Source organism: Streptomyces sp. NPDC060002, from assembly GCF_042737245.1.
Lineage (GTDB): Bacteria > Actinomycetota > Actinomycetes > Streptomycetales > Streptomycetaceae > Streptomyces.
Window position 1 is genome coordinate 140,206 of the sequence record NZ_JBHWUW010000004.1, and the last position, 24,054, is coordinate 164,259.

General features: G+C 73.1%; 20 protein-coding genes. 11 read left to right on the forward strand and 9 right to left on the reverse strand.

Features of this window, described 5'->3' with window-relative positions; genetic code table 11:
• Window positions 1-75 precede the first annotated feature (75 nt).
• A complete protein-coding gene (locus ACFWBD_RS05955) occupies window positions 76-528 on the reverse strand; it encodes an Lrp/AsnC family transcriptional regulator (protein ID WP_385663212.1) in 453 nt (150 codons plus the stop codon).
• Window positions 529-610: 82 nt separating this feature from the next.
• On the opposite strand from ACFWBD_RS05955, the gene ACFWBD_RS05960 reads away from it, so the two are divergent.
• On the forward strand, window positions 611-1,225 hold the full coding sequence (locus ACFWBD_RS05960; RefSeq protein WP_385663216.1) for a LysE family translocator: 615 nt from the start codon (window positions 611-613) through the stop codon (window positions 1,223-1,225).
• A gap of 136 nt (window positions 1,226-1,361) precedes the next feature.
• On the opposite strand, the gene ACFWBD_RS05965 is transcribed toward ACFWBD_RS05960, so the two are convergent.
• Window positions 1,362-1,844 carry a nitroreductase/quinone reductase family protein gene (locus ACFWBD_RS05965; RefSeq protein ID WP_385663220.1) on the reverse strand — a complete coding sequence of 161 codons (483 nt, stop codon included), beginning with the start codon at window positions 1,842-1,844 and terminating at the stop codon, window positions 1,362-1,364.
• Complete coding sequence (locus tag ACFWBD_RS05970; RefSeq protein WP_385663606.1) at window positions 1,841-3,040, reverse strand: acyl-CoA dehydrogenase family protein; 1,200 nt, start codon at window positions 3,038-3,040, stop codon at window positions 1,841-1,843. Before ACFWBD_RS05970 ends, ACFWBD_RS05965 begins: the two co-directional genes overlap by 4 nt.
• Before the next feature lie 117 nt (window positions 3,041-3,157).
• Here ACFWBD_RS05970 and ACFWBD_RS05975 point away from each other — a divergent pair, with 117 nt between their 5' ends.
• Window positions 3,158-4,333, forward strand: a complete 1,176-nt coding sequence (locus ACFWBD_RS05975) for an acetyl-CoA acetyltransferase (RefSeq protein WP_385663223.1) — start codon at window positions 3,158-3,160, stop codon at window positions 4,331-4,333.
• Between the two features lie 214 nt (window positions 4,334-4,547).
• On the opposite strand, the gene ACFWBD_RS05980 is transcribed toward ACFWBD_RS05975, so the two are convergent.
• Both ACFWBD_RS05980 and ACFWBD_RS05985 read right to left on the reverse strand, forming a co-directional pair.
• Complete coding sequence (locus ACFWBD_RS05980; RefSeq protein WP_385663226.1) at window positions 4,548-5,351, reverse strand: phosphatidate cytidylyltransferase; 804 nt, start codon at window positions 5,349-5,351, stop codon at window positions 4,548-4,550.
• Window positions 5,348-7,138 (reverse strand): aminotransferase class I/II-fold pyridoxal phosphate-dependent enzyme, encoded by a 1,791-nt coding sequence (locus tag ACFWBD_RS05985; RefSeq protein ID WP_385663228.1) that lies wholly within the window; start codon window positions 7,136-7,138, stop codon window positions 5,348-5,350. The genes ACFWBD_RS05980 and ACFWBD_RS05985 overlap by 4 nt, the downstream gene beginning before the upstream one ends.
• 207 nt (window positions 7,139-7,345) lie before the next feature.
• Here ACFWBD_RS05985 and ACFWBD_RS05990 point away from each other — a divergent pair, with 207 nt between their 5' ends.
• Together ACFWBD_RS05990 and ACFWBD_RS05995 are read left to right on the forward strand one after the other, a co-directional pair.
• On the forward strand, window positions 7,346-8,350 hold the full coding sequence (locus ACFWBD_RS05990; RefSeq protein WP_385663230.1) for an expansin EXLX1 family cellulose-binding protein: 1,005 nt from the start codon (window positions 7,346-7,348) through the stop codon (window positions 8,348-8,350).
• Window positions 8,351-8,383: 33 nt separating this feature from the next.
• Entirely contained in the window at window positions 8,384-9,049 is a 666-nt protein-coding gene (locus tag ACFWBD_RS05995) for a pyridoxal 5'-phosphate synthase (protein ID WP_385663232.1), read from the forward strand.
• Window positions 9,050-9,311: 262 nt separating this feature from the next.
• Here ACFWBD_RS05995 and ACFWBD_RS06000 read toward each other — a convergent pair whose 3' ends face one another.
• Entirely contained in the window at window positions 9,312-9,914 is a 603-nt protein-coding gene (locus ACFWBD_RS06000) for a GNAT family N-acetyltransferase (protein WP_385663235.1), read from the reverse strand.
• Window positions 9,915-9,939: 25 nt separating this feature from the next.
• Window positions 9,940-10,329: a Zn-ribbon domain-containing OB-fold protein gene (locus tag ACFWBD_RS06005; RefSeq protein ID WP_385663609.1), complete on the reverse strand. Its 390-nt coding sequence runs from the start codon at window positions 10,327-10,329 to the stop codon at window positions 9,940-9,942.
• A 394-nt stretch (window positions 10,330-10,723) separates the two neighbouring features.
• On the opposite strand from ACFWBD_RS06005, the gene ACFWBD_RS06010 reads away from it, so the two are divergent.
• The 6 genes from ACFWBD_RS06010 to ACFWBD_RS06035 all read left to right on the forward strand — a co-directional run bounded on the left by ACFWBD_RS06010 (window position 10,724) and on the right by ACFWBD_RS06035 (window position 19,685).
• On the forward strand, window positions 10,724-12,361 hold the full coding sequence (locus ACFWBD_RS06010; RefSeq protein WP_385663238.1) for a subtype B tannase: 1,638 nt from the start codon (window positions 10,724-10,726) through the stop codon (window positions 12,359-12,361).
• A gap of 353 nt (window positions 12,362-12,714) precedes the next feature.
• Window positions 12,715-13,905, forward strand: a complete 1,191-nt coding sequence (locus ACFWBD_RS06015) for a flavin-containing monooxygenase (protein ID WP_385663241.1) — start codon at window positions 12,715-12,717, stop codon at window positions 13,903-13,905.
• 350 nt (window positions 13,906-14,255) lie between these two features.
• Window positions 14,256-15,731, forward strand: a complete 1,476-nt coding sequence (locus ACFWBD_RS06020) for a flavin monoamine oxidase family protein (RefSeq protein ID WP_385663244.1) — start codon at window positions 14,256-14,258, stop codon at window positions 15,729-15,731.
• A gap of 136 nt (window positions 15,732-15,867) precedes the next feature.
• Window positions 15,868-18,093 carry an acetate--CoA ligase family protein gene (locus ACFWBD_RS06025; RefSeq protein WP_385663247.1) on the forward strand — a complete coding sequence of 742 codons (2,226 nt, stop codon included), beginning with the start codon at window positions 15,868-15,870 and terminating at the stop codon, window positions 18,091-18,093.
• Window positions 18,094-18,193: 100 nt separating this feature from the next.
• Complete coding sequence (locus ACFWBD_RS06030) at window positions 18,194-19,024, forward strand: enoyl-CoA hydratase/isomerase family protein (RefSeq protein ID WP_385663612.1); 831 nt, start codon at window positions 18,194-18,196, stop codon at window positions 19,022-19,024.
• Window positions 19,025-19,085: 61 nt separating this feature from the next.
• A complete protein-coding gene (locus ACFWBD_RS06035) occupies window positions 19,086-19,685 on the forward strand; it encodes a flavin reductase family protein (RefSeq protein ID WP_385663615.1) in 600 nt (199 codons plus the stop codon).
• 21 nt (window positions 19,686-19,706) lie between these two features.
• Here ACFWBD_RS06035 and ACFWBD_RS06040 read toward each other — a convergent pair whose 3' ends face one another.
• A complete protein-coding gene (locus tag ACFWBD_RS06040) occupies window positions 19,707-21,260 on the reverse strand; it encodes a multicopper oxidase family protein (protein WP_385663250.1) in 1,554 nt (517 codons plus the stop codon).
• 238 nt (window positions 21,261-21,498) lie between these two features.
• Window positions 21,499-22,839, reverse strand: a complete 1,341-nt coding sequence (locus ACFWBD_RS06045; RefSeq protein WP_385663253.1) for an MFS transporter — start codon at window positions 22,837-22,839, stop codon at window positions 21,499-21,501.
• 71 nt (window positions 22,840-22,910) lie between these two features.
• Here ACFWBD_RS06045 and ACFWBD_RS06050 point away from each other — a divergent pair, with 71 nt between their 5' ends.
• Complete coding sequence (locus ACFWBD_RS06050) at window positions 22,911-23,951, forward strand: GlxA family transcriptional regulator (protein ID WP_385663256.1); 1,041 nt, start codon at window positions 22,911-22,913, stop codon at window positions 23,949-23,951.
• Window positions 23,952-24,054: the final 103 nt, after the last annotated feature.

Below are 24,054 nucleotides of genomic sequence, written 5' to 3' on the forward strand. Positions count from 1 at the left end.
CTGTCCTTACCGTCACGTCCTGTCTGTCAGGCGGCAGCTCACCCGGGTGAGCTGCCGCCTGCCGCGCTGTCGGCCTCAGGCGGGCAGCGGCCGGTCCTTCACCACGTGCTTCATCACCAGCGTCGACGTCAGCCGCTGCACCCCCGGCAGGGTGGCGAGGCGCTCGTCGTACAGCCGCTGGAAGGCCGCGAGGTCGGCGGTGGCCACCCGCAGCAGGTAGTCGGGCTCCCCGAACAGCCGCTGCGCGTCGAGGACGTGCTCCACCTCGCCCACCGCCCGCTCGAACTCGGCGACCGTGTCCCGGTCCTCCTGCCGCATCGAGACGAAGACCAGCGCCTCGAAGGTCAGCCCGACGGCGGACGGCTCCACCGCCGCCCGGTAGCCGCTGATCGCCCCGGACCGCTCCAGCTCCCGCAGCCGCCGGTGACAGGGCGAGACGCTCAGCCGCACCCGCGCGGCCAGCTCGGTCACGGTCAGCCGCCCGTCCTGCTGAAGCTCGGCAAGAATCTTCCGGTCCACGTCATCCATGGGGTAGATCTTCCCCCAGAACACCCTGATCTGCGAAAACTTCGGGAACACTTTCGGCCGCATCGCGCCTAATGTCCCCGGTATGAACTCCGGGACGCTGATTTCCTTCCTCGCCGTCGACCTGCTGCTGGTGTGCGTGCCGGGCGCCGACTGGGCGTACGTGATCTCCGCCGGGCTGCGCGGACGTTCGGTGGGCGCGGCGGTGGGCGGCCTGGTGAGCGGGTACGCCCTGCACACGGTGCTGGCCGCGGCGGGCCTCGCCGTGCTGGTCGCGGGGTCGCCGACGCTGCTCGCCGGGCTGACGGTGGCGGGCGCGGCGTACCTGGTGTGGCTGGGGTGGGCCGTGCTGCGGCGGCCGGGGACGCCGGGCGCGGGAGAGGAGGTCGCGGCGGGCGGCGCGCGGGTGTTCCTGCGCGGGGCCACGATCAGCGGCCTGAACCCCAAGGGCCTGCTGCTCTACCTCTCGGTCCTGCCGCAGTTCCTCACCACGGGGGACGGGCAGGTTCCGGTGGCCGTCCAGACGACCGTCCTCGGGCTGCTGCACATGGCGTGCTGCGCCGCCGTCTATCTGACGGTGGGCGTCCTGGCCCGCAGGCTGCTGGGCGCCCGCCCGGCGGCGGCCCGGGCGGTGACCCGCACGTCCGGCGCGGCGATGCTGGGAATCGGCACGTTCCTGCTGATCCAACACGCCTTCTAGCCCTCCTGGCTGACCCACCCCCGGTCCGCCAGGCCCGCCGGTCCCCCTGGGCCGTCCAGGTCCTCTACATTCCCTGGCCCCCTAGGCCCTCCAGGTCCGGCCCCCTAGGCCCCCTAGGCCCTCCAGGTCCGGTCCCCTAGGTCCTCCAGGCCCTCGGGGTGAGCCGGAACAGCCTGATCTCCCGCTCCACCCGTGCCTGATACGTCGCGTACGGCGGCCAGAACGCCAGCAGGGCCTTCCAGACGGCCGCCCGCTCCTCCCCCGTCAGCAGCACGGCCGTCACCGGGATGTCCGTGCCCTTCCAGTTGATCTCGGCGTCCGGGTGGGCCAGGAGATTGCCGGTCCAGGCGGGGTGCCCGGTGCGGCCGAAGTTGGAGCCGATCAGGATCCAGCTGCCGCCCCTCTCCCCGGGCATGCAGGCCAGCGGCGCGCGACGCGGCAGTCCGCTTCTCGCCCCGGTGGACGTCAGGATCACCCCGGGCAGCATCTGGGCGCTGAGCAGCACCTTTCCCCGGGTGAGACGGTGGACGGCCCGGTCGAGGGCGGGGATGACATGCGGCGCGACCTTCGCGAAGGTCCGCGTCGAGGAGATCTTCTGCACCGCCCGGACGCCGATCACACCGACACCTCCGTCCGCTCGAAGAGCCGGGCCTCCTCGGCCGCGTGCGCGCGCAGCCGGTGCACGGGCCCGAACAGCAGGTCGTCGCCGGCGGCCCGCTTGAAGAACAGGTGCGCCTCGTGCTCCCAGGTGAAGCCGATGCCGCCGTGCAGCTGAATGCCCTCGGCAGCCGCACGGCGCAGGGCCTCCAGCGCCTGGGCAAGAGCAAGCCCACCGACCCGCTCACCACGACCGCCGCTTTGGTCGCCCGCCGCCCAGGCGGCGTAGTACGCGGCGGACCTGGCCGCCTGGATCCGCACGTATACGTCGGCCAGTCGGTGCTGGACCGCCTGGAAGGAGCCGATCACCCGCCCGAACTGTTCCCGCCGGCCGAGGTACTCGACGGTCCGCTCCAGCGCGCGGTCGGCCGCCCCGACGGCCTCGCAGGCGAGGAAGGCGGCCGCGAGGTCACCGGCGCGGGAGAGGGCATCCGGCACGCCCGTCTCCTCAGTCCCGAGCAACTCGGCCCGTACATCGCGAAGTTGGACCCGTGCCTGCGGGCGGGTCGCGTCCAGGGCCGTCTGCCGGGTGCGGACGAGCCCGACGGCGTCCCCCGCCACGACGAACAGCAGGGTGCGCGACCGTACGAACCCGCCGGTGTGCGCCGCGACCACCAGCGCGCCGGCACTGTGCCCGTCGAGCACCTGCGCGGCCTCCCCGTACAGCCGCCAGACGCCCTGGGCCGGCCGGGCCTGGATCCCGCCCGCGCGCCCGCCGCCTGACCAGTCGCCGTCCCCGGGACCGGTCAGGGCGAGGGCGGTGGCCAGGGCAGGCGCGGGCACGGCGAGGGCGGCGGTCAGGGTGCCGTCGGAGATCCGGGGCAGCAGGTCGGCGCGCTGGGCGTCGGTGCCGAGGGCGAGGATCAGCGGCGCGGCGAGGACCGAGGTCGCGAGGAGCGGGGTGGGGGCGAGCGCCCGGCCGGTCTCCTCGGCGGCGAGGGCGAGGTCGGTTACCTGGCAGCCGACACCGCCGTACGCCTCGGGGAGCGCGAGGCCGGGCAGCCCGAGCTGCTCGGCGAGGGCGGTCCAGAGCGCGGGGTCGTGGCCGCCGGGGGTGTCCAGGGCGGCGCGCAGCTCTTCGGGGCCGCAGCGTTTGTGGAGCAGTTCGCGCAACGTGCGGCGGATCCCGTCCTGTTCGGCGGTGAAGCCGGGGTCCATGGCCACCCACCCCTCTCATCCGGATCTGACGGTGCGTCATATTAGGGCGGGGGGACGGGAATGCCCAGAGAGGCGGCACCTGTCAGGGCAGCCGGTGCCTGATGTACCGTCAGATTTATGCCCTCCGCATCCGGTACCCGGAAAGTGGCCGTGGTCGGCGTCGCCCTCTCCGACTGCGGCCGAGTGGAAGACGCCACCCCCTACGCCCTGCACGCCCAGGCGGCCCGGCGGGCGCTGGCGGACGCGGGGCTCGACCGGTCGCGGGTGGACGGCTTCGCGTCCGCCGGGCTCGGCACGCTGGCCCCCGTCGAGGTGGCGGACTACCTCGGCCTGCGGCCCAGCTGGGTCGACTCCACCTCCGTAGGCGGTTCGACCTGGGAGGTCATGGCCGCGCACGCTGCCGACGCGATCGCCGCCGGGCACGCGAACGCGGTCCTGCTGGCGTACGGCTCGACGGCCCGCGCGGACGTGAAGGCGGGCCGCCGCACCGGCACCTTCGCCTTCGGCGGCCGCGGCCCGCTCCAGTTCGAGGTCCCCTACGGCCACACCCTGATCGCCAAGTACGCGATGGCCGCCCGCCGCCACATGCTCCAGTACGGCACGACGATCGAGCAGTTGGCGGAGGTGGCGGTCCAGGCGAGAGCGAACGCGGCCCTGAACCCCGACGCGATGTTCCGCGACCCGGTGACGGTGGACGACGTCCTGTCCGGCCCGATGGTCGCCGACCCCTTCACGAAACTGCACTGCTGTCTGCGCTCCGACGGCGGCGCGGCGGTGCTCCTGGCGGCCGAGGAGTACGTACGCGACTGCCGCACGGCCCCGGTGTGGATCCTCGGGACGGGGGAGCACGTCTCGCACGCCTCGATGTCCGAGTGGGACGACTTCACCGTCTCGCCCGCGGCGGTGAGCGGCCGGCTGGCGTTCGAGCGGGCGGGGCTGCGTCCGCGGGAGATGGACTTCGCCGAGATCTACGACGCGTTCACCTACATGACGCTGGTGACCCTCGAGGACCTGGGCTTCTGCGCGAAGGGCGAGGGCGGCGCGTTCGTGGAGAAGGGGCGGCTGACCCTGTCCGGCGCTCTGCCGGTGAACACGGACGGGGGCGGGCTCTCGGCCCAGCATCCGGGCATGCGGGGGCTGTTCCTGCTGGTGGAGGCGGTACGGCAGCTGCGGGGCGAGTGCGGGGAGCGACAGGTGAGGACACCGGACGGGGACGTGCCCCGGCTGGGCGTCGCCTCCGGGACCGGCGGCTGGTTCTGCTCGTCGGGCACGGTGGTCCTGGGCCGGGACTGAGACCCACCGCGCCCGGCAGGTCACGCACGGCGGCTCGGCCCCTCGCGGGTCGATGGGGGTCCGCGCGGGACCGGCAGGACGGCAGAACCGGCCGGACCGGCCGGACCGGCCGGACCGGCCGGACCAGCAGAACGGCAGGACGTCGGTGCGAGGCACGGGACCGAAACCGCCGCCGCCTCGGTCAGGTCACTCGCGGCCCGGCCGCCGACGAGGGTCAGCTCAGGACCAGCAGGACCGCCAGTGCGACAAGAGTTGAGTCGATCCGGTCCAGGAGGCCGCCGGAGCCCGGGAGCCAACGGCCGGCGTCCTTCGTCCCCGCACCCCGTTTGACCATGGATTCGAGAAGGTCCCCGGCCGGGCCGCCGACCGCGACGGCGATCGCCATCGGCCAGCTCAGCGCGGACAGCACAGCGAGCACCCCGAGCCCGGCCGTGGCCCCCGCCAGGGTCCCGCTCCACCGCTTGGCCGGTGACAGCGGCGACAGCCGCGGCCCGCCCAGCCGCCGACCGGCGAAGTACGCCACGATGTCGGCGATCGAGACCGCCACGAACAGCGCGAGCGCGCTCGCCCCGAGCGGCACCAGCGCGGCCAGCACACTCAGCCAGGCCAGTCCGAGCAGCCCCGCGCCGAGCCGGTGCAGGCCGCGGTCGGCGTCGCCGGTCAGCAGCGGCACCGCGGCCACCGCGAGCGCCCCGACCGCCACCACCCGGAGCACCTGCCCGGGCGCCAGCCAGGCGGCCAGCACCACGCCCGCCACCGCCGCGGCCAGCACCACCCGGTCCGGCCGGCCCAGCCGCAGCAGCCCGCCGAACTCCGCCACCGCGATGACCCCTGCCACCAGGGCGACGAGGGCGGCGCCCGGCCGGCCCCACCAGAACGCACCGGTGACCAGGGGTACTCCGACCGCCCAGGCGCACCACCGGATCAGCAGCTCACGGCGCCGGGTCGCCGCGACCGCGACACCACCCAGCGCCAGCGCCCCACCGAGGTAGGGCGCCAGCGAGGCCACGGTGATCACCGGGCGGTCCCGGCGGCGGTCCCGGCCGTGGAAACCGCCGCGGGCAGCGCGCCGCGCGGGGCCGGATCAGGCCGCAGCGCGTCCAGGGCGGCCCGGCACCCGGCCACGATGCGGGCGTTCTCGGCGGTGTCCCTGACCGCGACGCGCACCGTGCGCCCCTGGTACTGCGACGACAACGGCGACAGATCGCGCAGGTACACGTCGTGGCGGCGGCACTCGTTCACCAGTTGGGCGGCACTCGGCCCGCCGGACGGCAGGGTCAGGTTGAGGAAGTTCGCGACGCCTTCCTCGACCACCACGGTCTCGTCCAGCCCGGCCAGGTCGGCGGCCAGCCGTCGGCGCAGCGCGTGGGTGCGCAGCCGGCAGTCGACGTAGTGCTCCGGGTCGCGCAGGGCCGCCACCGCGGCGAGCTGCGCCGGGAGACTGACCGGCCAGGGCGGTGTCCACAGGCGCAGCCGCGCCGCGGTGGCCGGCTCGGCCACCAGATAGGCGGCCCGCATCCCGGACAGCGCGTACATCTTGGACAGTGAGGTGCAGACCACCACCCGGGGGTCCGTCGCGGCGAGGCCCGCGAGCGACTCGGCCGGGTCGACGTAGCCCAGGTACGCCTCGTCGATCCACCAGCGGGTCCGGGCCGGCGCGCCGGCCATCACCGCGCGCAGCTCGGCGGCCGGTGCGTGACGTCCGGTCGGGTTGTTCGGGTTGACCACCACCACGAGGTCGTAGCCGCCGGACCCGACGGCGGCGGACAGCCGGTCCGGGTCGATCCGCCAGCCGTCCTCCCGGCGCAGCCGGAACCGGTCCACCCGGCAGCCGATCACCCGCTCCGTGACGTGGGCGTACTCGCCGTAGCCCGGGTCCATGAGCAGCACCCTGCTGTCCGGGGTCAGCCACCGGCCGAACGCCCTGAAGATCAGGTCGGACGAACCGGCGCCGACCGCGAGTGTCTCCACCGGCAGCCCGCGGGCCGTGGCGATCTCCGCCAGCAGGCCCTCGGCGCCGGTCGGCGGCGAGGTCCGGGCGGCCCAGGCCGGATCCTCCGTGAGCGCCGCCCGCGCCCCCGGGGCCGGCGGGAACCATGCGTCCAGCACATCGGCCGCGACGATCCGATGGCGCCGGTGCAGGCTGCGGAAGTCCGTACCGATGGCGGTGAACGAGGCACCTCCGTGTTCGCAGCCGTCCGGCCGGGGGGCGAACGGCATGTCCAGCCGCCAGTCCACCGTGGACTCGAGACGCCTCAGCAGGGCGCGGTAGCGGTCCATCGTGCCTGTGGCCAGCTCGGTCACGCCGCCGGTCAGCACCTCGAACGTGACCGCGCCGCTGTGGACGGTACGGCCGACGGGGCGCAGCCCGGCGGCCAGGTACATGTCGAGCAGCTCGGTGCGGCCCATCGCCACCACCCGGTGGCCGCCCCTGGAGGCGATCCAGCGCAGGGCCGCGTACATCAGCAGCGGTGCCGCCGCGGTGGCCCGCCAGCGCGGCTCGACGGTGAGGATGCGCACCTCGAACAGGTCACCGTCGTTCAGCAGCGGCAGTTCGTCGCGGGTCAGGTACTTGTCCAGTCCGTACCGCTCCAGCCAGGGCGGGGTCAGGCTGACGAAGCCGATCCGGACCGCTCCCCGTGCCGCGACCAGGTAGACGTTGTCGCCGTCCAGCCCGTCGCGGAGCCGTCCGGCGGGATCCGGCGCGTGCTGGCCCAGCTCCTGCGCGTACACCCGGTGACGCAACACGTGGATCCACTCGAGATCCTCCGAAGTGGCGGTACGCAGCTGAAGGTCACGGCCCATGAGCACCTCTCTCGACACAGGGGACACCCATCGTCGCGAGCGCGGACCGGCCGCGTCAGGGCCGAGGGACCCAACCTCGCTGAGTACGTGTACTCAGGCGCGGCCGGGTTCTTCCGCCGGGAGCGGCAACCTTTGCGGGTCCGGCGGCGACTGACGAGTCGAACGCTTTCCAGGACATGCTCAGCCGAACCGCGTAAGGATTCATCCGTGGCACCCTCCTCGCACCGCCGATCCCGCCCCGAGGGGCGCACGCGCCGCGTCCCCGTCGTCACGGTGGTCGCCGTGGCGGCCGTCGCGCTCGTCGTGTCCCTGGTCGTGGCCTTCCGTCCCGACGGCGGGGCCGATGCCGGGGCCGCCGGCGGGGCGCGCACGGTCGAGCCCGCCGCCGGGGCCGGGGTGAGCGGTTCGCCGACGGCGACCGGGGCCGGCGTGTCACCGTCGCCGAAGCCGAAGCCGTCCACGACGTCCACCGCGTCCCCGAGTGCGACGGCCGGCGAGGCCGCCACGCCCGCCGCCACCCCGACCGGCGCGTCCGGCTCGTCGAGCGGGCGCTCGGCCGCGCCCGCCGCGCGGACGGCGTCCGGCGCGGCACCGCAGGCGGGGCGGATCGCGCCCGGGACCGCCTACCGGGGCGTCGCCACCGCCTACGACGTCGGGAACGGCGGCGGCGCCTGCTCCTACGGCCCGACCTCCGACGTCATGACCGCGGCGATGAACACCGCCGACTACGAGACGTCCAAGGCGTGCGGCGCGTACGTCCTCGTCCGGGCCGGGAGCGGAGCGTCGATCACGGTCCGGATCACCAACGAGTGCCCGGCGCCCTGCGAGGCCGGCCAACTCGACCTCAGCCAACAGGCCTTCGCGAAGCTGGCTCCCCTCTCGGCGGGCCGGATCCCGATCACGTGGAGCCTGCTGAGCCCCGCCACGTCCGACACGGTCTCGATCCGCTACAAGACCGGGTCCAGCCAGTACTGGTGCGGCATCCAGGCGATCGGCCACCGCAATCCGCTGGCCCGGCTGGAGGTCCGCACGAGCGCCGGCTGGACCAGTCTGGCGCGCACCGAGTACAACTACTTCCTCTCCGAGCAGGGCACCGGCTGCGGCGGCGCGCTCCGGCTCACCGACATCTACGGGGAGCGGCTGACGGTCGAGGGGATCGCCGTGCGGGCGGACGTGGTGCAGTCGACGCGGGTCCAGTTCGCCCGGCACTGACCGCATACTCTCGCTGCCGCATACTCTCGCTGCATGGCCAAGGATCTTCATGAGCTGCTGAGGTCGCTGCGGGTGTGGGACCCGGAGGTGACCGCGCTGCCGCCGTTCGCCCCGGAGGCGGCGCCCGCCGAGCCGCTGTCCCTCTTCACCGACTGGTTCGCGGAGGCGGTGGCGGCGGGCGAGCGGGAGCCGCACACGACGACCCTCGCCACCGTCGGCGAGGACGGCCTTCCGGACGCCCGCATCGTGATGCTGCACGGCGCCGACGCGGACGGCTGGGCCTTCGCGACCCACGCCACCAGCCGGAAGGGCCGCCAGCTCGCCGCCCGCCCGTACGCGGCCCTGACCTTCTACTGGCCGGTGCTGGGCCGCCAGGTCCGGGTACGCGGACCGGTCGCCTCCGCCCCCTCCGAGGAGGCCCAGGCCGACCTGCACGCCCGCTCGACAGGCGCCCTGGCCGCCGCCCTGACCGGACGGCAGAGCGAGGTCCTGGCCTCGACGGAGGAACTGACGAGCGCGTCCCAGGCGGCCTGGGAACACGCCCGCGAGCACCCGACTGCCAAGTCCCCGACCTGGACCCTGTACCGACTGCGTCCGGACGAGGTGGAGTTCTTCCAGGGGGACAGCGCCCGCCGTCACGCGCGGCTGAGATACCGCCGGTCGGGCGAGTCCTGGTCCAGGGAACAGCTGTGGCCCTGAGAACACCCCTCAGAAACGGTCCGTGGCACGAGGGTGCCCTGTCCCGGCGAAGGTGATCCAACAGGTGGCACGGGACGTATCGAGGAGATACCAGACCCGCCCGCCCCCGGTCACCTCGATCTGCCACTGCCGGCAGGTCCGCCCCCGGTGCGTGCCGTGTGCCAGGCTGCCCTTGAGACGGTGGTGCCGAGGCGTCTCGGCTGCCGGTGCCGGCCGAAAGAGGAGGTGGCACGCCCCGCCCACGGCCTGTCGGTGTCCTGCCTCACGCCCACACGGGCTCCGGGTCCGTCGTCAGCCGGCCGTGCAGATGGAGGTCCCGGAAGGCGTCCCGGCGGCCCGCATCCCACATCGCGCCGCGCAGGGTCCCCTCGCACCGGAAGCCGCAGCGCTCGGCGATCCGGCAGGAGGCGTCGTGACCGAGCGCGTGGCCCAGCTCCAGCCGGTGCAGACCGGTCTCGGCGAACGCCCACCGGGCCGCGAGCAGCAGGGAGCGGGTGGCGACATGCCGGCCCCGCGCCTCCGGCAGGATCCAGTAGCCGACTCTGGCGAAGCTCAGCACCTGGTCGATCATGTTGACTCCGACCTGCCCGAGGATCGTGCCGTCGGCCGCGTCCGTGACGCAGAACGCCATGGCGCGTCCGGCGGCCATGTCCGCGCTCCTGCCCTCCAGGGAGGCCCGGGCGTCGGCGGTGTCGGTGATCGTGCGCAGCGGGGTGTTCCAGCGTACGAACTCCGGGTCGACGTGCCCGCGCAGCCAGGCCTGAACGTCGGTGGCGGACTCCGGGTCCCAGGGCCGCAGGGTCAGGCCATGACCGTGGAGACCGGGGGCGAGGGGGGTCGGGTGCTGCTCGCGCGTGTCGGTCATCGGGCCATTGAACACCGCCGGTCTTTCACGGCGCGGGCCGGAACACCGGCACCCCGTCCCGGAACGCGACCGCCAGCTCCAGCCCCGCCCGCAGCTCCGCCCCCGCCCCCACGATCTCCGTGGACATCCGCGGCCCCTCCGCCAGGTCGACCACCGCCGCGACGTACGGTGTCCGCCCCGCGAAGGGCGGCAGGTCGTTGCGGTGGACGACGGACCAGGTGTAGAGGGTGGCCAGGCCGCTCGCGTCCTCCCAGGTCACGTCCTCGCTCCAGCAGTGCGGGCAGAACTCCCGGGGGTAGTGGTGGGCCCGTGCGCAGGCCCCGCAGCGCCGGATCAGCAGCCGGCCCCCGGCGGCCGCGTCCCAGTACGCGCGGGTGAAGGCGTCGGCCTCGGGGACGTCGAAACGGTTGCCCATCTCCATGGATCTGACGGTACGTCAGCCAGTCGGATCCTGGAAGGCCGCGCCTTGCCCACGGCCGTCCCCGCGACACCCCTCACGGCCGTCCCCGCGACACCCCTCACGGCCGTCCCCGCGACACCCCTCACGGCCGTCCCGCGATGCCCCTCACGGCCGTCCCGCGATGTCCCTCACGACCGTCCCGCGATGCCCCTCACGACCGTCCCGCGATGCCCCTCACGACCGTCCCGCGATGTCCCTCATGAGAGATCGCTGTGTGTTCACCATGAAACTGTGCGTCGCCCGTGAATGTCCCGCAGATTGTTGACGATTTTGTTGGCTCCGAATTACGTTCACTATCGCAAGCCCGGAGAGCACGCAGTCACCACCCGGTTCATGGAGAGGCAGCATCGTGAAGCACAGGGCAGTCAAGCGCAGGTCGGTCGTCTTGGGTCTCGGCGCCACCGCGGGTGTCGCGGCAGTGGGCGGCATCGCCCTGAGCGCACAGGCGTCCGGCGGCACGTCGACGTCCTCGTCCTCGGACGCCGGTTCCCTGGCCTTCGACCCGGACGGCTACACGAAGCTCACGACGACCGTCACGGACACCGCCGGCGACGAGCACTCCGTGACGTACCACTTCTGGAAGGCGATCACCTACGTCGCCAAGCCGGTGGACGCCACCTACCAGTCGCTGAACGTGAGCGTGCCGGTCGAGATCGACGGCACGGCGGTCGACGCGAGCAACGCGCCGATCCTGTTCGCGAACTCCGTCGGCGGCTACATGCCGTCCTCCGTGGCGGACGCCACCGGAGTCGGCGCCGGCGGCATGGGCGGCGGGATGGGCGGCGGCGCGCCCAGCGGAGCACCCTCTGCCTCCGCCTCGGCCCCCGGCGCCAACGGCAACACCAACGCCACCGGCGGGGCCCTGGCCTCCAACCAGCTGCTGGCCCTGGCCGCCGGCTACGTCGTCGTCGAGCCCGGCGCCCGCGGCCGTACGCTCAAGAACTCCGCCGGCGAGTACTACGGCGTGGCCCCCGCCGCGATCGTCGACCTCAAGGCCGCCGTGCGGTACGTGCGGGCCAACAAGGGCGTCATCCCCGGCGACACCGACCGGATCGTGTCCGCCGGCACCAGCGCGGGCGGCGCGCTCTCCTCGCTGCTCGGCGCGTCCGGCGACAGCCCGCTCTACGCCAAGTACCTCAAGGAGCTCGGCGCGGCCGACGCCTCCGACGCGATCTTCGCGACCGGCGCCTGGTGCCCGATCACCGACCTGGAGCACGCCGACGGCTCCTACGAGTGGAACTGGGGCGCCAACGCCCTCGGCACCGGCAAGCAGGTCGACCAGACGGTGTCGAAGACGCTCCGGTCGCAGTTCGCCGAGTACCAGGCCGGCCTGAAGCTCAGGGGCCTGAACGGCTTCGGCACGCTGAACGCCCGCAACTACGACGAGTACCTGGTCGAGCAGTACCTGGAGCCGTCGGCCACCACCTACCTCGCGGCCCTCTCCGACACCGCCCGCGAGACGTACCTCGCCGCCAACACCTTCATCACCTGGAAGAACGGCAGGGCCACCTTCTCCTGGGCGGACTTCCTCACCCACGTCGGCGCCCGCAAGAAGGACACCCCGGCCTTCGACGCCTTCGACCTGTCGGCGGGCGAGAACAACGAGTTCGGCAAGGGCACGGTCATCTCCCGTCACTTCACGGCGTACAGCCTGAAGAACGACACCACCGGGCTCACCGCCAAGCGCCTCGACAGCGACATCCCCGAGATGCTGCGGCTGATGAACCCGATGTACTTCCTGGCCGACAAGCCCAACGCGGGCCGCAGCAAGCACTGGTGGATCCGGCTCGGCACCAAGGACTCCGACACCTCGCTGACGGTCTCCGCCAACATCGCCGCCGCCGCGAGCGGCCTCGGCGACGACGTCGACCACCTCTACTACTGGGACCAGGGCCACGGCGCCAACACCGACCCGGGCGACTTCATCACGTGGATCGCCAAGGTGACGGGCCACAAGGCGAAGGCCGGCGGCAAGGTCAAGAAGTAGTAGTTCCGCGCGCCCGCCGGCCACTTCGGGAGGCATCCTGGACGCGGCGGCGTCAGTTTCCCGTCATAGTCACCGACGCCGTCCGCACGCGACGCCTGGCCCGAGCGCACCTGGGCCAGGCGTCGCACCCTTTCCCCAGCGGTTCCGCCCCGCTTCCCACCGGCTCCGCCCCCGTCCCACCGGTTCCGCACCGCCACCCCCACGCGGATTCCCCACCGCCTCGCCCTGTCACGCACAACCGAGTGGCCTACGTCACGGGTCCTGCCCGCACTTCCCCCACACGTGATCGATCCGCAACCGATTCCGGTCTTGACCGAGACCCAACAACCGCCCGCGTGATTACGCTCGCGCTCATGGAAGACTCCGCACCGCGTCCCACCCCCCGGGCGATCACCACCGCGAACCCGGCCGACCGCCCCGTCTACGTCGTCGGCGGCGGTCCCGGCGGCCTCGCCACCGCGTACGCGCTGCGTGCCCAGGGCGTACGGGCCGTCGTCGTGGAGAAGTCCGACGGGGTCGGCGCGTCCTGGCGGCGCCATTACGACCGGCTGCATCTGCACACCACCCGGCGCCTTTCGGCCCTGCCCGGGCTGGCGATACCGCGCCGGTTCGGGCGATGGGTGGCACGCGACGACATGGTGCGCTACCTCGAGAAGTACGCCGAGGTCCATGAGCTGGAGATCGTCACGGGCGTCGAGGTCTCCCGCGTCGAGCGCACCCCGGACGGCACCGGCTGGCTGCTGCACGCCACCGGCGGGCGCGAGCTCGTCGGCTCGGCGGTGGTCGTCTCCACCGGGTACAACCACACCCCGCACCTCCCCGACTGGCCCGGCCGCGAGGCGTTCACGGGCGAACTGACACACGCCGCCGCCTACCGCAGCGGCAAGGAGTACGCCGGCCGGGACGTCCTCGTCGTCGGCGTCGGCAACACCGGCGCCGAGATCGCCGTCGACCTGGTGGAGAGCGGGGCCGGGCGGGTGCGGCTGGCGGTGCGCACGGTCCCGCACATCGTGCGCCGCTCGACGGCCGGCTGGGCCGCGCAGTACACGGCCGTGCTCGTCCGGCGGCTGCCGGTCCGCCTCGTGGACCGGCTCGCGCGGCCGATGGCGAGGCTCAGCGTGCCGGACCTGTCGGCGCACGGTCTGCCCCGCCCCGACAGCGGCCTCTACTCCCGCGTCAGGGAAGGCGCCATCCCGGTGCAGGACGTGGGCCTGATCGACGCCGTGCGCAAGGGCAGGGTGGAGATCGTGGCCGCCGTGGAGGGCTTCGAGGACGACGGGCGGGTCGTCCTCGCCGACGGCGCCCGGATCTCCCCGGACGCCGTCGTCGCCGCCACGGGGTACGGGCGCGCCCTGGAGGACCTGGTCGGCCACCTCGGCGTGCTCGACGACCGCGGCAGACCCGTCGGCCACGGCGCCCGCGCCCCGAAGGACACCCCCGGCCTGTACTTCACCGGCTTCACCACCCCCATCAGCGGCACGCTCCGCGAGCTGGCGATCGACGCCGAGAAGATCGCGAAGGCCGTACGCCGCCACCTCCGGTAACCCGCCCGGCCGACCCCGGTAGCCGGCCCCGGACAGCTCGGCAGCCGGCTACGGCCAACCCCGGCAGCCCGACCCGACCGACCTCGGCAGCCGGCCCCGGCCGACCTCGGCAGCCCGACCCGACCGACCTCGGCAGCCGGCCCCGGCCGACCCCGGCAGTCGGCGTCGGCGGCCAACTCCCCCCACCTCGCTGCCCGTTACACACGTGTCAGATGTGACGAGAGCGTTGTCCCGTGCCCTCTCACGGAGCCAGAATGTGAGCCCTGTTCATCTTTCTGGTTCCACCCCCGCTCGCTCTCGAAGCTCGACGGAGGACGCACGTGGCAAGTGAAAGACAGCACTCCCCAGGCATGTCCCGCCGTTCCCTGCTCGGCCGCACCGCCGCCGCGGCCGCCGGCGCCACCGCCCTGACCGCGACCGCCGCCGGTACGGCCGCCGCGGCCACCACCCGGGACGTGGACGTCGCGATCGTCGGCGGCGGTCTCGCCGGCCTCACCGCGGCCCGCGACCTCGTGGCCGCCGGCCGGACGGTCACCGTCCTGGAGGCCCGCGACCGGGTGGGGGGCAGGGTGGTCAACCTGCCCCTGGCCAACGGGGGAGTCACCGAGGGCGGCGGCGAGTTCATCGGCCCCACCCAGGACCGCGTCAAGGCGCTCGCCGACTCCCTGGGCGTGGCCACCTTCGCCACCTACAACACCGGCAAGAACCTCCTGTACAAGGACGGCAAGAAGACCCCGTACGCCACCGACGGCCTCCTCGGCTCGGTCCCGCCCGTCGACGTCGCCGGCCTCGCCAACGCCGCGATCGTGCAGGCCTCGCTGGACGACATGGCCAAGCAGGTGCCGGTCGACGCGCCCTGGACCGCCGCCAAGGCCGCCGAGTGGGACAAGCAGACCTTCGAGAGCTGGCTGAACGCCAACGCGGTGGTCCCGTCGGCGAAGTTCCTCCTCGACGTGGCCTGCACCTCGATCTTCTCGGCCGAACCCCGCGAACTCTCGCTCCTCTTCGTCCTCTTCTACATCGCGGCCGCCGGCAACGAATCGACCCCCGGCACCCTGGAACGCCTCACCGAGACCGCGAACGGCGCCCAGGAACTGCGCTTCGTCGGCGGCTCGCAGCTGGTGCCGGTCAAGCTCGCCGCCACCCTCGGCGACCGGGTGGTGCTGAACGCCCCGGTGCGCACGATCGTCCGGTCCGGCGGCAAGTACGTCGTCACCGCCGACGGGGTCACCGTCACCGCCAAGCGGGTCGTCGTCGCCGTGCCCCCGCCGCTCGCCGCCCGCATCACGTACGACCCGCTGCTGCCCGCCGCCCGCGACCAGCTCACCCAGCGGCTGCCGATGGCCTCGGTCGGCAAGGCGATCGCGATCTACGACACCCCCTTCTGGCGGGCGGACGGCCTCAACGGCCAGGTCGTCAGCGACACCGGGGTGATCAGCTCCACCTTCGACAACTCGCCGCCCGACGCCTCGTACGGCGCCCTGATGGGCTTCATCGAGGCCGACGAGGCCCGGAAGCTGGACGCGGCGAGCGAGGCGGAGGTCAGGGCGGCCGTACTGAAGGACTACGTGACGTATTTCGGCGAGAAAGCCGCCTCCCCTTCCTCCTTCGTCCTGCAACGCTGGAACAACGAGGCCTACACCCGCGGCGGCCCCGTCTCGATCGCCGCACCGGGTGTCCTGACGCAGTACGGCCCGGCCCTGCGCGCGCCGGTCGGCGGGATGCACTGGGCCGGGACGGAGACCTCCGTCCACTGGATGGGCTTCATGGACGGAGCCGTGCGGTCGGGCGAGCGGGTGGCGAAGGAGGTGCTGGCGGTGCTGTAGTCGCCGCCCGCCTCCACTCCCGCCCGCCCCTTTCTGTGTGCACGACCATTCCTGACGCTCCGTCAGGTATGTAACCTGACAGAGCGTCAGTTACTTGACGGTCACTCATGGCAGTCACACAGGAGCGGGCGGACCGATGCTTGGATCAACCCACGGCACTCTCACCACCGACTCCCGCCGGGCCAGGGTCATCGCGTGCGGCGAGCATCCCGGGCCCGCCGTCCACGGCCGGCCGGCCGAGGCGGACGACCTCGACGTCAGCGGCCGTCCGCTGTATGCGCACGTCCCCGATCTGGACCGGTTCTTCCGGCCGGAGTCGGTCGCGGTCATCGGCGCCTCGGACGCCGAAGGACGCCCGAACACCGGTGTCACCCGGCAACTGGTGGGCTGGGCCGAGCGGGTGGGGGCACGGCTGCATCCCGTGCACCCCACCCGCGGGAGCGTCTTCGGCCTGCCCTGCGCGCCGTCCGTGGCCGACCTGCCCGAACAGGTCGACCTGGCCGTGCTGCTGGTCGCCGACCCGCTGCCCGTCATCGAGCAACTCGCCGAGACGAAGGTGAAGTTCGCCGTCGTCTTCGCCTCCGGCTTCGCGGAGACGGGCGAGGAGGGCGCGGCCGCGCAGGCCCGCCTCGCGGCGGCGGTGGCCCGCTCGGGCATCCGCCTCCTCGGCCCCAACACCAACCTCAACGCCTTCGAGCGGTTCCGCGACGATCTCCCCGGCCCGTCGATCGCGCTGATCACCCAGTCCGGCCACCAGGGCCGCCCGGTCTTCGCCCTCCAGGAACTCGGCATCCGCCTCTCCCACTGGGCGCCGACCGGCAACGAGGCCGACCTGGAGACCGCCGACTTCCTCTCCTACTTCGCCGAGCGCCCCGAGGTCGGCGCGATCGCCTGTTACGTGGAGGGGCTGAAGGACGGCCGGTCCTTCCTCCTCGCCGCCGACCGGGCCGCCCGGCGCGGGGTGCCGGTCGTCGCGGTCAAGGTGGGCCGCACCGAGACCGGCGCCCGCACCGCGGCCTCCCACACCGGCAAGCTGACCGGCGCGGACGAGGTCGTCGACGCGGCGATGCGCCAGTACGGCGTGATCCGGGTGGACGGTCTCGACGAACTCCAGGACACCGCGGCCCTGTTGGCCCGCGCCCGGCCGCCACAGGCCGACGGGGTCGTCGTCTACTCGATCTCGGGCGGCACCGGCGCCCACGCGGCCGACCTGGCGACGGCGGCGGGCCTCACCCTGCCGACCCTGTCGGCGGACAGACAGGCCGAGCTGCACCAGTGGATCCCCGCGTACCTGAACGTGGCCAACCCGGTCGACAACGGCGGCCATCCGGTGGGCGACCACCGCGGCCGGAAGATCATCGACTCGATCCTCGACGACCCGGCCGTCGGCGTCCTGATCTGCCCGATCACCGGCCCGTTCCCTCCGCTCAGCGACCGCCTGGTCCAGGACCTGGTGGACGCGGCGGAACGGACGGACAAGCTGGTGTGCGTGGTCTGGGGCTCGCCGGTGGGCACCGAACCGGCGTACCGCGAAGTCCTGCTGGGCTCCTCCCGGGTGGCGACCTTCCGCACCCTCGCCAACTGCGTCTCGGCCGTCCGTGCCCACCTCGGGCACCACCGCTTCGTGAGCGACTACCACTCCCCCTTCGACCAGGCGCCGCGCACCCAGTCGCCGTCCTTCCGCAAGGCTCAGCTGCTGATGCGGCCGGGGCAGCAGCTGAGCGAGCACGGGGCGAAGCAGCTGCTGCGGGCGTACGGCATCCGGGTCCCGCGCGAGCAGCTGGTGACCAGCGCGGCGGCTTCGGTGCGGGCGGCGGGGCTGGTCGGCTACCCGGTGGTGATGAAGGCCTCCGGCGCGCAGATCGCCCACAAGACCGAGCTGGGTCTGGTGAAGGTCGGCCTGACCTCGGCCAGCCAGGTCCGGGACGCCTACCGCGAGCTGACCGACATCGCCCGCTACGAAGGGGTCTCGCTGGACGGCGTCCTGGTCTGCCAGATGGTCGAGCGGGGGGTGGAGATGGTGGTCGGCGTGACCCACGACGACCTGTTCGGCCCGACGGTGACGGTGGGCCTCGGCGGGGTGCTGGTGGAGGTCCTGCACGACGCCGCCGTGCGCGTGCCGCCGTTCGGCGAGGACGAGGCCCGCGACATGCTGGCCGAACTGCGCGGGAGAGCGCTGCTGGACGGCGTACGGGGCCGCCCCCCGGCCGATCTGGACGCGCTCGTCGAGGTGATCCTGCGCGTGCAGCGGATGGCCCTGGAGCTGGGCGACGGCCTCGCCGAGCTCGACATCAACCCCCTGGTGGTCCTGCCCTGGGGGCAGGGCGCGGTCGCGTTGGACGCACTGGCGGTGTGCCGGTGAGGGCCACCTCGTGGACGAACACCTCATGGACGACCGCCGCATGGACGACCGCCGCATGGACGACCGCCGCATGGACGAGAGCCGCATGGACGAGAGCCGCATGGACGAGAGCCGAGAACGGAGCCTGACCGTGCCCGAGCCGTCGATTCAGCACCGGACCGACCGCGAGGTCACCCATCTCACCCACATCACCCTCGACCGCCCCGAGACCCTGAACGCCCTCACTCCCGGTATGCGGGACCACCTGATCGACCTCCTCGGGGAAGCCTCGGCCGACCCGGAGGTCCGCGCTGTGGTCCTCACCGGCACCGGCCGCGGCTTCTGCGCGGGCGCGGATCTGCGGGGTGGCTCCACGGGCGGTGAGCGGGTGGCCGGCGATGTGAGCCGGACCCTCCGGCTCGGCGCCCAGCGCCTGGTCTGTGCCGTCCTCGACTGCGAGAAGCCGGTGATCGCCGCGGTGAACGGCACGGCGGCCGGCCTGGGCGCGCACCTCGCGTTCGCCTGCGACCTCGTACTGGCCGCGGAATCGGCGAGGTTCATCGAGGTGTTCGTCCGCCGGGGCCTGGTCCCGGACGGCGGCGGCGCCTATCTCCTCCCCCGTCTGATCGGGCCCCTGCGGGCCAAGGAGCTGATGTTCTTCGGCGACGCGCTCACCGCGCCGGACGCCGAACGTCTCGGCCTGGTCAACCGGGTGGTCCCGGACGGCGAGCTGGACAAGACGGCCCGCGAGTGGGCGGCACGTCTGGCCGCCGGTCCCACCCGCGCCCTGTCGCTCACCAAGCAACTGGTCAACAGCTCCCTGGACGCCGACCGGGCCACCGCCTTCGCCGCCGAGGCCGCCGCGCAGGAGATCAACATGACGACGGCGGACGCGCGGGAGGGCGTGACGAGCTTCGTGGAACGGCGCGAGCCGAGGTTCCGGGGCCGGTGACGGGTCCCGGCTGCCGCGGCCCTTCCTATCTGACATGCCGTCAGTTTCAATGGAAGACATGATGGGACATGTGGGAATGGCGGCCGCGGCCGTCCGTTACCTCAGGGCGGACCACCCGGTCGAGGCGCTGCCGCGCCCGGAGCTGCGCTGTGTCCGCGAGGACGAACGCGCACCGGTGGACCCGGGCGAGTTCCGGCGGGTGCTGGGCAGCTTCGCGTCGGGCGTGACGGTCGTGACGGCACCGGCCGTAGAGGGCGAGGACGGGGGCGCCGGCCCCGCCGGCTTCGCCTGCCAGTCCTTCTCCTCCCTCTCCCTCGATCCGCCCCTGGTCGCCTTCATGGTCGGCCGCACGTCCACGAGCTGGCCGCGCATCGCCCGCGCGGGCGTCTTCTGCGTCAACGTGCTGAGCGCCGGCCAGGCCGGCCTGTGCCGCGCCTTCGCGGCGAGCGGCACCGACAAGTTCGCGGGTGTCGCCCACGACGCGGCCCCGGTGTCGGGGGCGCCCCGCCTCACCGGCACCCTCGCCTGGATCGACTGCGCGGTCCACGCCGTCCACACCGGCGGCGACCACCTCGTCGTCGTGGGCCGGGTGAACGCGCTGGGGACGGGCGGGGGCGCGGACGAACCGCCCCTGCTCTTCCACCGTGGCCGCTTCCTCTGAGCGTCGGCCGGTGTGCCCCGCTCAGCGCACGTAGTCGACGATCTGCATCATGCCTTCGTCGCCGTGCTGGAGCTGGTGGCAGTGCAGCATCGAGCGGCCGGTGAAGTCCTCGGCGCGCAGCCGGAAGGTGATCGAGCCGTTCGGCGGGATGCTGACGGTGTCGTGCCAGACCGGGGTGGCCAGGCGGCGGTTGTCGACGGCGGTGAGCAGGAAGTGGTTGGTGTGCAGGTGGAAGGGGTGATGGCTGTGGGCGTGGGAGTCGTTGACGACCGTCCACTCCTCGACCTCGCCCAGCCGGACACGCTGGTTGACGAAGTCGGACGCGAGACGGCCCCAGGCGAGATCGTGGCGGCCGGCCAGCGGGTCGGCGGGCGGAGTCTCGCCGTCGCCCAGGATGCGGTAGGCGTTGGGGAAGGCGCCTGAGAAGACGTTCTCGTAGCTGCGGAAGGTCAGGGCCCGGGTGCGGGTGGGCTCGGGCAGCTCGGGGGGCCTGCCGGGCAGGCTGGCCGGCAGCGACATCGGGCGGGCGTCGCCGGTGACGACGAGCGTCAGCAGGGTCTGCGAGGGGCCCCCGCCGGACAGCTTGTAGGTACCGGGCCTGCCCCCGCGGATCAGCAGGTCGGCGCGCCCGCCCATCGGCAGCGTCAGTCCGGTGGTGGCGACGGGCTCCATGAAGGTGATGCCGTCGCAGGCGATCTGGTGCAGCTCGTGGCCGCGCAGGCTCAGGAAGTGAGCGGTGATCGCTCCGGCGTTGACGACCCGCCAGCGCTGGACCTCCCCCGGGGCGATGGTCAGCACCGGATTCTTCACGCCGTTGACCAGGAAGGTCGAGACGATGCCCTCGTAGGCGCCGTGCGAGGTCAGGTCCGGGACCCGCCCGCCGGACAGCTTGAGCTCGTTGATGCAGACGACGACGTCCTTGGCGGCGGCGATCTCGGGCACCTCGTCGACGTCCCCCTCGACGACGAGGAGGCCCCCCATGCCGTTCAGCAGCTGGGTCGACGTGGAGCCGTGACGGTGGGGGTGGTACCAGAACGTGCCGGCCGGATGATCCGCCGGGACGTCGACAACGCTGCGGTGGGTGGTGGTGGCCCCCGGCGTGTCGGAGGGCTCGAAGGCGCGGTAGATGTTGTCCGCCTCGCCCGTGGGGTCCACGTGCAGGCCGTGGGTGTGCAGGTTGAAGGTGTTGAAGTGGTGCGGGACGTTCATGCCCTGAGGCGTCTCCTCGGCATGCGCCGTCCCGGCGTTCGGCGGCAGCGCGTTGACCTGCGTGATCTCCAGCGTGTCCCCCGGACGCACCCGCAGCGTCGGCCCGGGGATCGTCCCCTCGTAGGTGCGTGTGGTCACCGTGCCGACGCCGGGGAGCGTCTGCTCGGTGAACCCGACGGTCAGCCGGGTCTCCAGCCGCCCCGTGTGCGGTGGCGTCCTGCGGGTCTGCGGCTGCGGGAAGGAGGGTTCGGCCTCGTCGGCCTCCTGTCGCGCCACCGCTCGCGGACTCGCCGCCATGCCGGTCAGGACCGCCCCGGCGGCGACCGGCAGGCACTTCAGCACGCCACGACGGGCCAGAGAAGTCACGTATCGCCTCCATGGGCAGAGAGCAGCAGACAGCAGCGGACGGGCAGAGCGACGACACGGAGGCCGCACAACGCAGCCATCCGTGTCGGAATGTGCCCATATGGTACGTAAAGGAGACCCGAAACCACCTTCGCCTCACCGGCCCGGACAGACACCGGCTCAGACAGGCGCCGCCTCGGACCGGCGCCGTCCGGACAGACACCGGCCCGGACAGGCACCGCCTCCGGCAGCCGTCGGTTCAGACGGTCACCGGTGCGGGGACCGCCGGCCGCCGCCGGATCACCAGCGCCATCAGCGCCGCCGCGGCGCACAGCGCCCCCGACGCGTACCAGACCGTGTCGTACGAGCCGAACGCGTCCCGCGCCAGGCCGCCCAGGAAGGCCACCAGGGCCGCGCCGACCTGGTGGGAGGCCAGGACCCAGCCGAAGACGATGGCACTGTCCTCGCCGTAGTGCTCGCGGCACAGCGCCAGCGTCGGCGGGACGGTGGCGACCCAGTCGAGGCCGTAGAAGACGATGAAGAAGATCATCGGCGGGTGCACGGAGGGGGCCAGCAGCATCGGCAGGAACAGCAGCGAGACGCCCCGCAGCGCGTAGTACACCGCCAGCAGGCGGCGCGGCTCGAAGCGGTCGGTGAACCAGCCGGAGGCGATCGTGCCGACCACGTCGAAGACGCCGATGACCGCGAGCAGCGAGGCCGCCGCCGTGATCGGCATGCCGTGGTCGTGGGCGGCGGGCACGAAGTGGGTCTGGACCAGGCCGTTCGTGGAGGCGCCGCAGATCGCGAAGGTGCCGGCCAGCAGCCAGAACGGGCCCGTGCGGACCGCCGAGAAGAGGACCCGCAGCGTGCGGCGCGCGGCGCCCCGCACCGGGTCCGGCTTCGGGACGAACTCCGTCGCGCCGTAAGGCTTCTGGCCCACGTCCGCCGGATGGTCCCGCAGCAGCAGCCACACGAAGGGGACGACGGCCAGCGCGGCCAGCGCGACCGTCACCGCCGCCGGGCGCCAGTCGTGCCGCGTGACCAGCCAGGACAGCAGCGGCAGGAAGATCAGCTGGCCGGAGGCGGAGGCCGCGGTCAGGATGCCGCTGACCAGACCCCGGCGCGTGGTGAACCAGCGGTTGGTGACCGTCGCGGCGAAGGCGAGCGCCATCGAGCCCGAGCCGAGGCCCACCAGCAGGCCCCAGTACAGCAGCAGCTGCCAGGCCGCCGTCATCCAGACCGTCAGGAGCGAGCCGACCGAGATCACGGTCAGGGCCACCGCGACCACCCGGCGGATGCCGAAGCGGTCCATCAGCGCCGCCGCGAACGGGGCGGTGAGGCCGTACAGCGCCAGGTTGATCGAGACCGCCGCGCCGATCGTGCCGCGCGACCAGCCGAACTCCTGGTGCAGCGGGTCGATGAGCAGACCGGGGAGCGAGCGGAAGGCCGCCGCGCCGATGATCGTGACGAAGGTGACGGCGGCGACGAACCAGGCGCGATGGACCCGGCCGCGGCGGCGGCCGGGAAAACGGCCGGGGACGCGGTCGGACACGGGCTTCTGTTCCTCGGCGGACGCCGGAGTATCGGTTGTCTGGGTCACGTCACAGAGCTTCCGATACCGGAAACTACCGGGCGAGTGGCCCGAGAGACAGCATTCGCTAGGATCGGGCCATGGCCGAACCGTACGCATCCTCCCGCCATCGCGTCGTCGTCCTCGCCCTCGACGGGCTGATGCCCTTCGAACTGGGCATTCCGCAGCGCATCTTCGGCAAGGCGCGCGACGCGGCGGGCCGCCGCCTGTACGACGTCGTCACCTGCTCCGTCCGGCCGCCGGGCCCCGTCGAGACGGACGCGGACTACGCCGTCCTGGTCGGCAACGGCCCCGAGGCGCTGGCCGGCGCCGACACCGTCGTCATCCCCACCTCCTACGAGCTGGGACCCGTCTACGAGGAGGGCGTGCTCACCCCCGAACTGGCCGCCGCCCTGGCCCTCCTCCGCCCCGGCACCCGCCTCGTCTCGATCTGCACCGGCGGATACGTCCTCGCCGCCGCGGGTTACCTGGACGGCCGCCCGGCCACCACGCACTGGATGCACGCCGAGCACTTCCAGCGGCTCTTCCCGAGGATCCGGGTCGACGCGGACGTGCTCTTCATCGACGACGGCGACGTCCTCACCTCCGCCGGTGTGGCGGCCGGGATCGACCTCTGCCTCCATCTCCTGCGCCGTGACCACGGCGCCGCGGTCGCCAACGAGGTGGCCCGCCGTACAGTCGTGCCGCCGCATCGCGACGGCGGCCAGGCGCAGTACATCGAGCGCCCCGTGCCGGACCCGCAGCAGGCGACCACGACCGCCGCCCGCGCATGGGCGCTCGGCCGCCTCCACGAGCCGATCCAACTGCGCGACATGGCCGAGCAGGAGGCCATGTCGGTACGGACGTTCACCCGCCGCTTCCGTGAGGAGGTGGGCATCAGCCCCGGCCAGTGGCTCACCCAGCAGCGGGTCGAGCGGGCCCGGCACCTGCTGGAGTCCAGCGACCGCTCCGTCGACCGGATCGCCCGGGACGCCGGTTTCGGCACCGCCCAGTCGATGCGGCAGCACCTACAGGCGGCCCTCGGAGTCACGCCGACCGCGTATCGCCGCACCTTCCGGACCGTCCGCACGGGGAGTGGCGAGAGCGGTGGTCACGACGCTGTCGACGCCGCCCTGCGGTGACCTCCCGGCGGTGCGCGCCTCGCCCCACCAGCCGACCACTGTGAGGAGCAGGGTCACCCCGACCCCGGCCAGAACCGCCGTCGACGGTGCGACCACCTTCAGG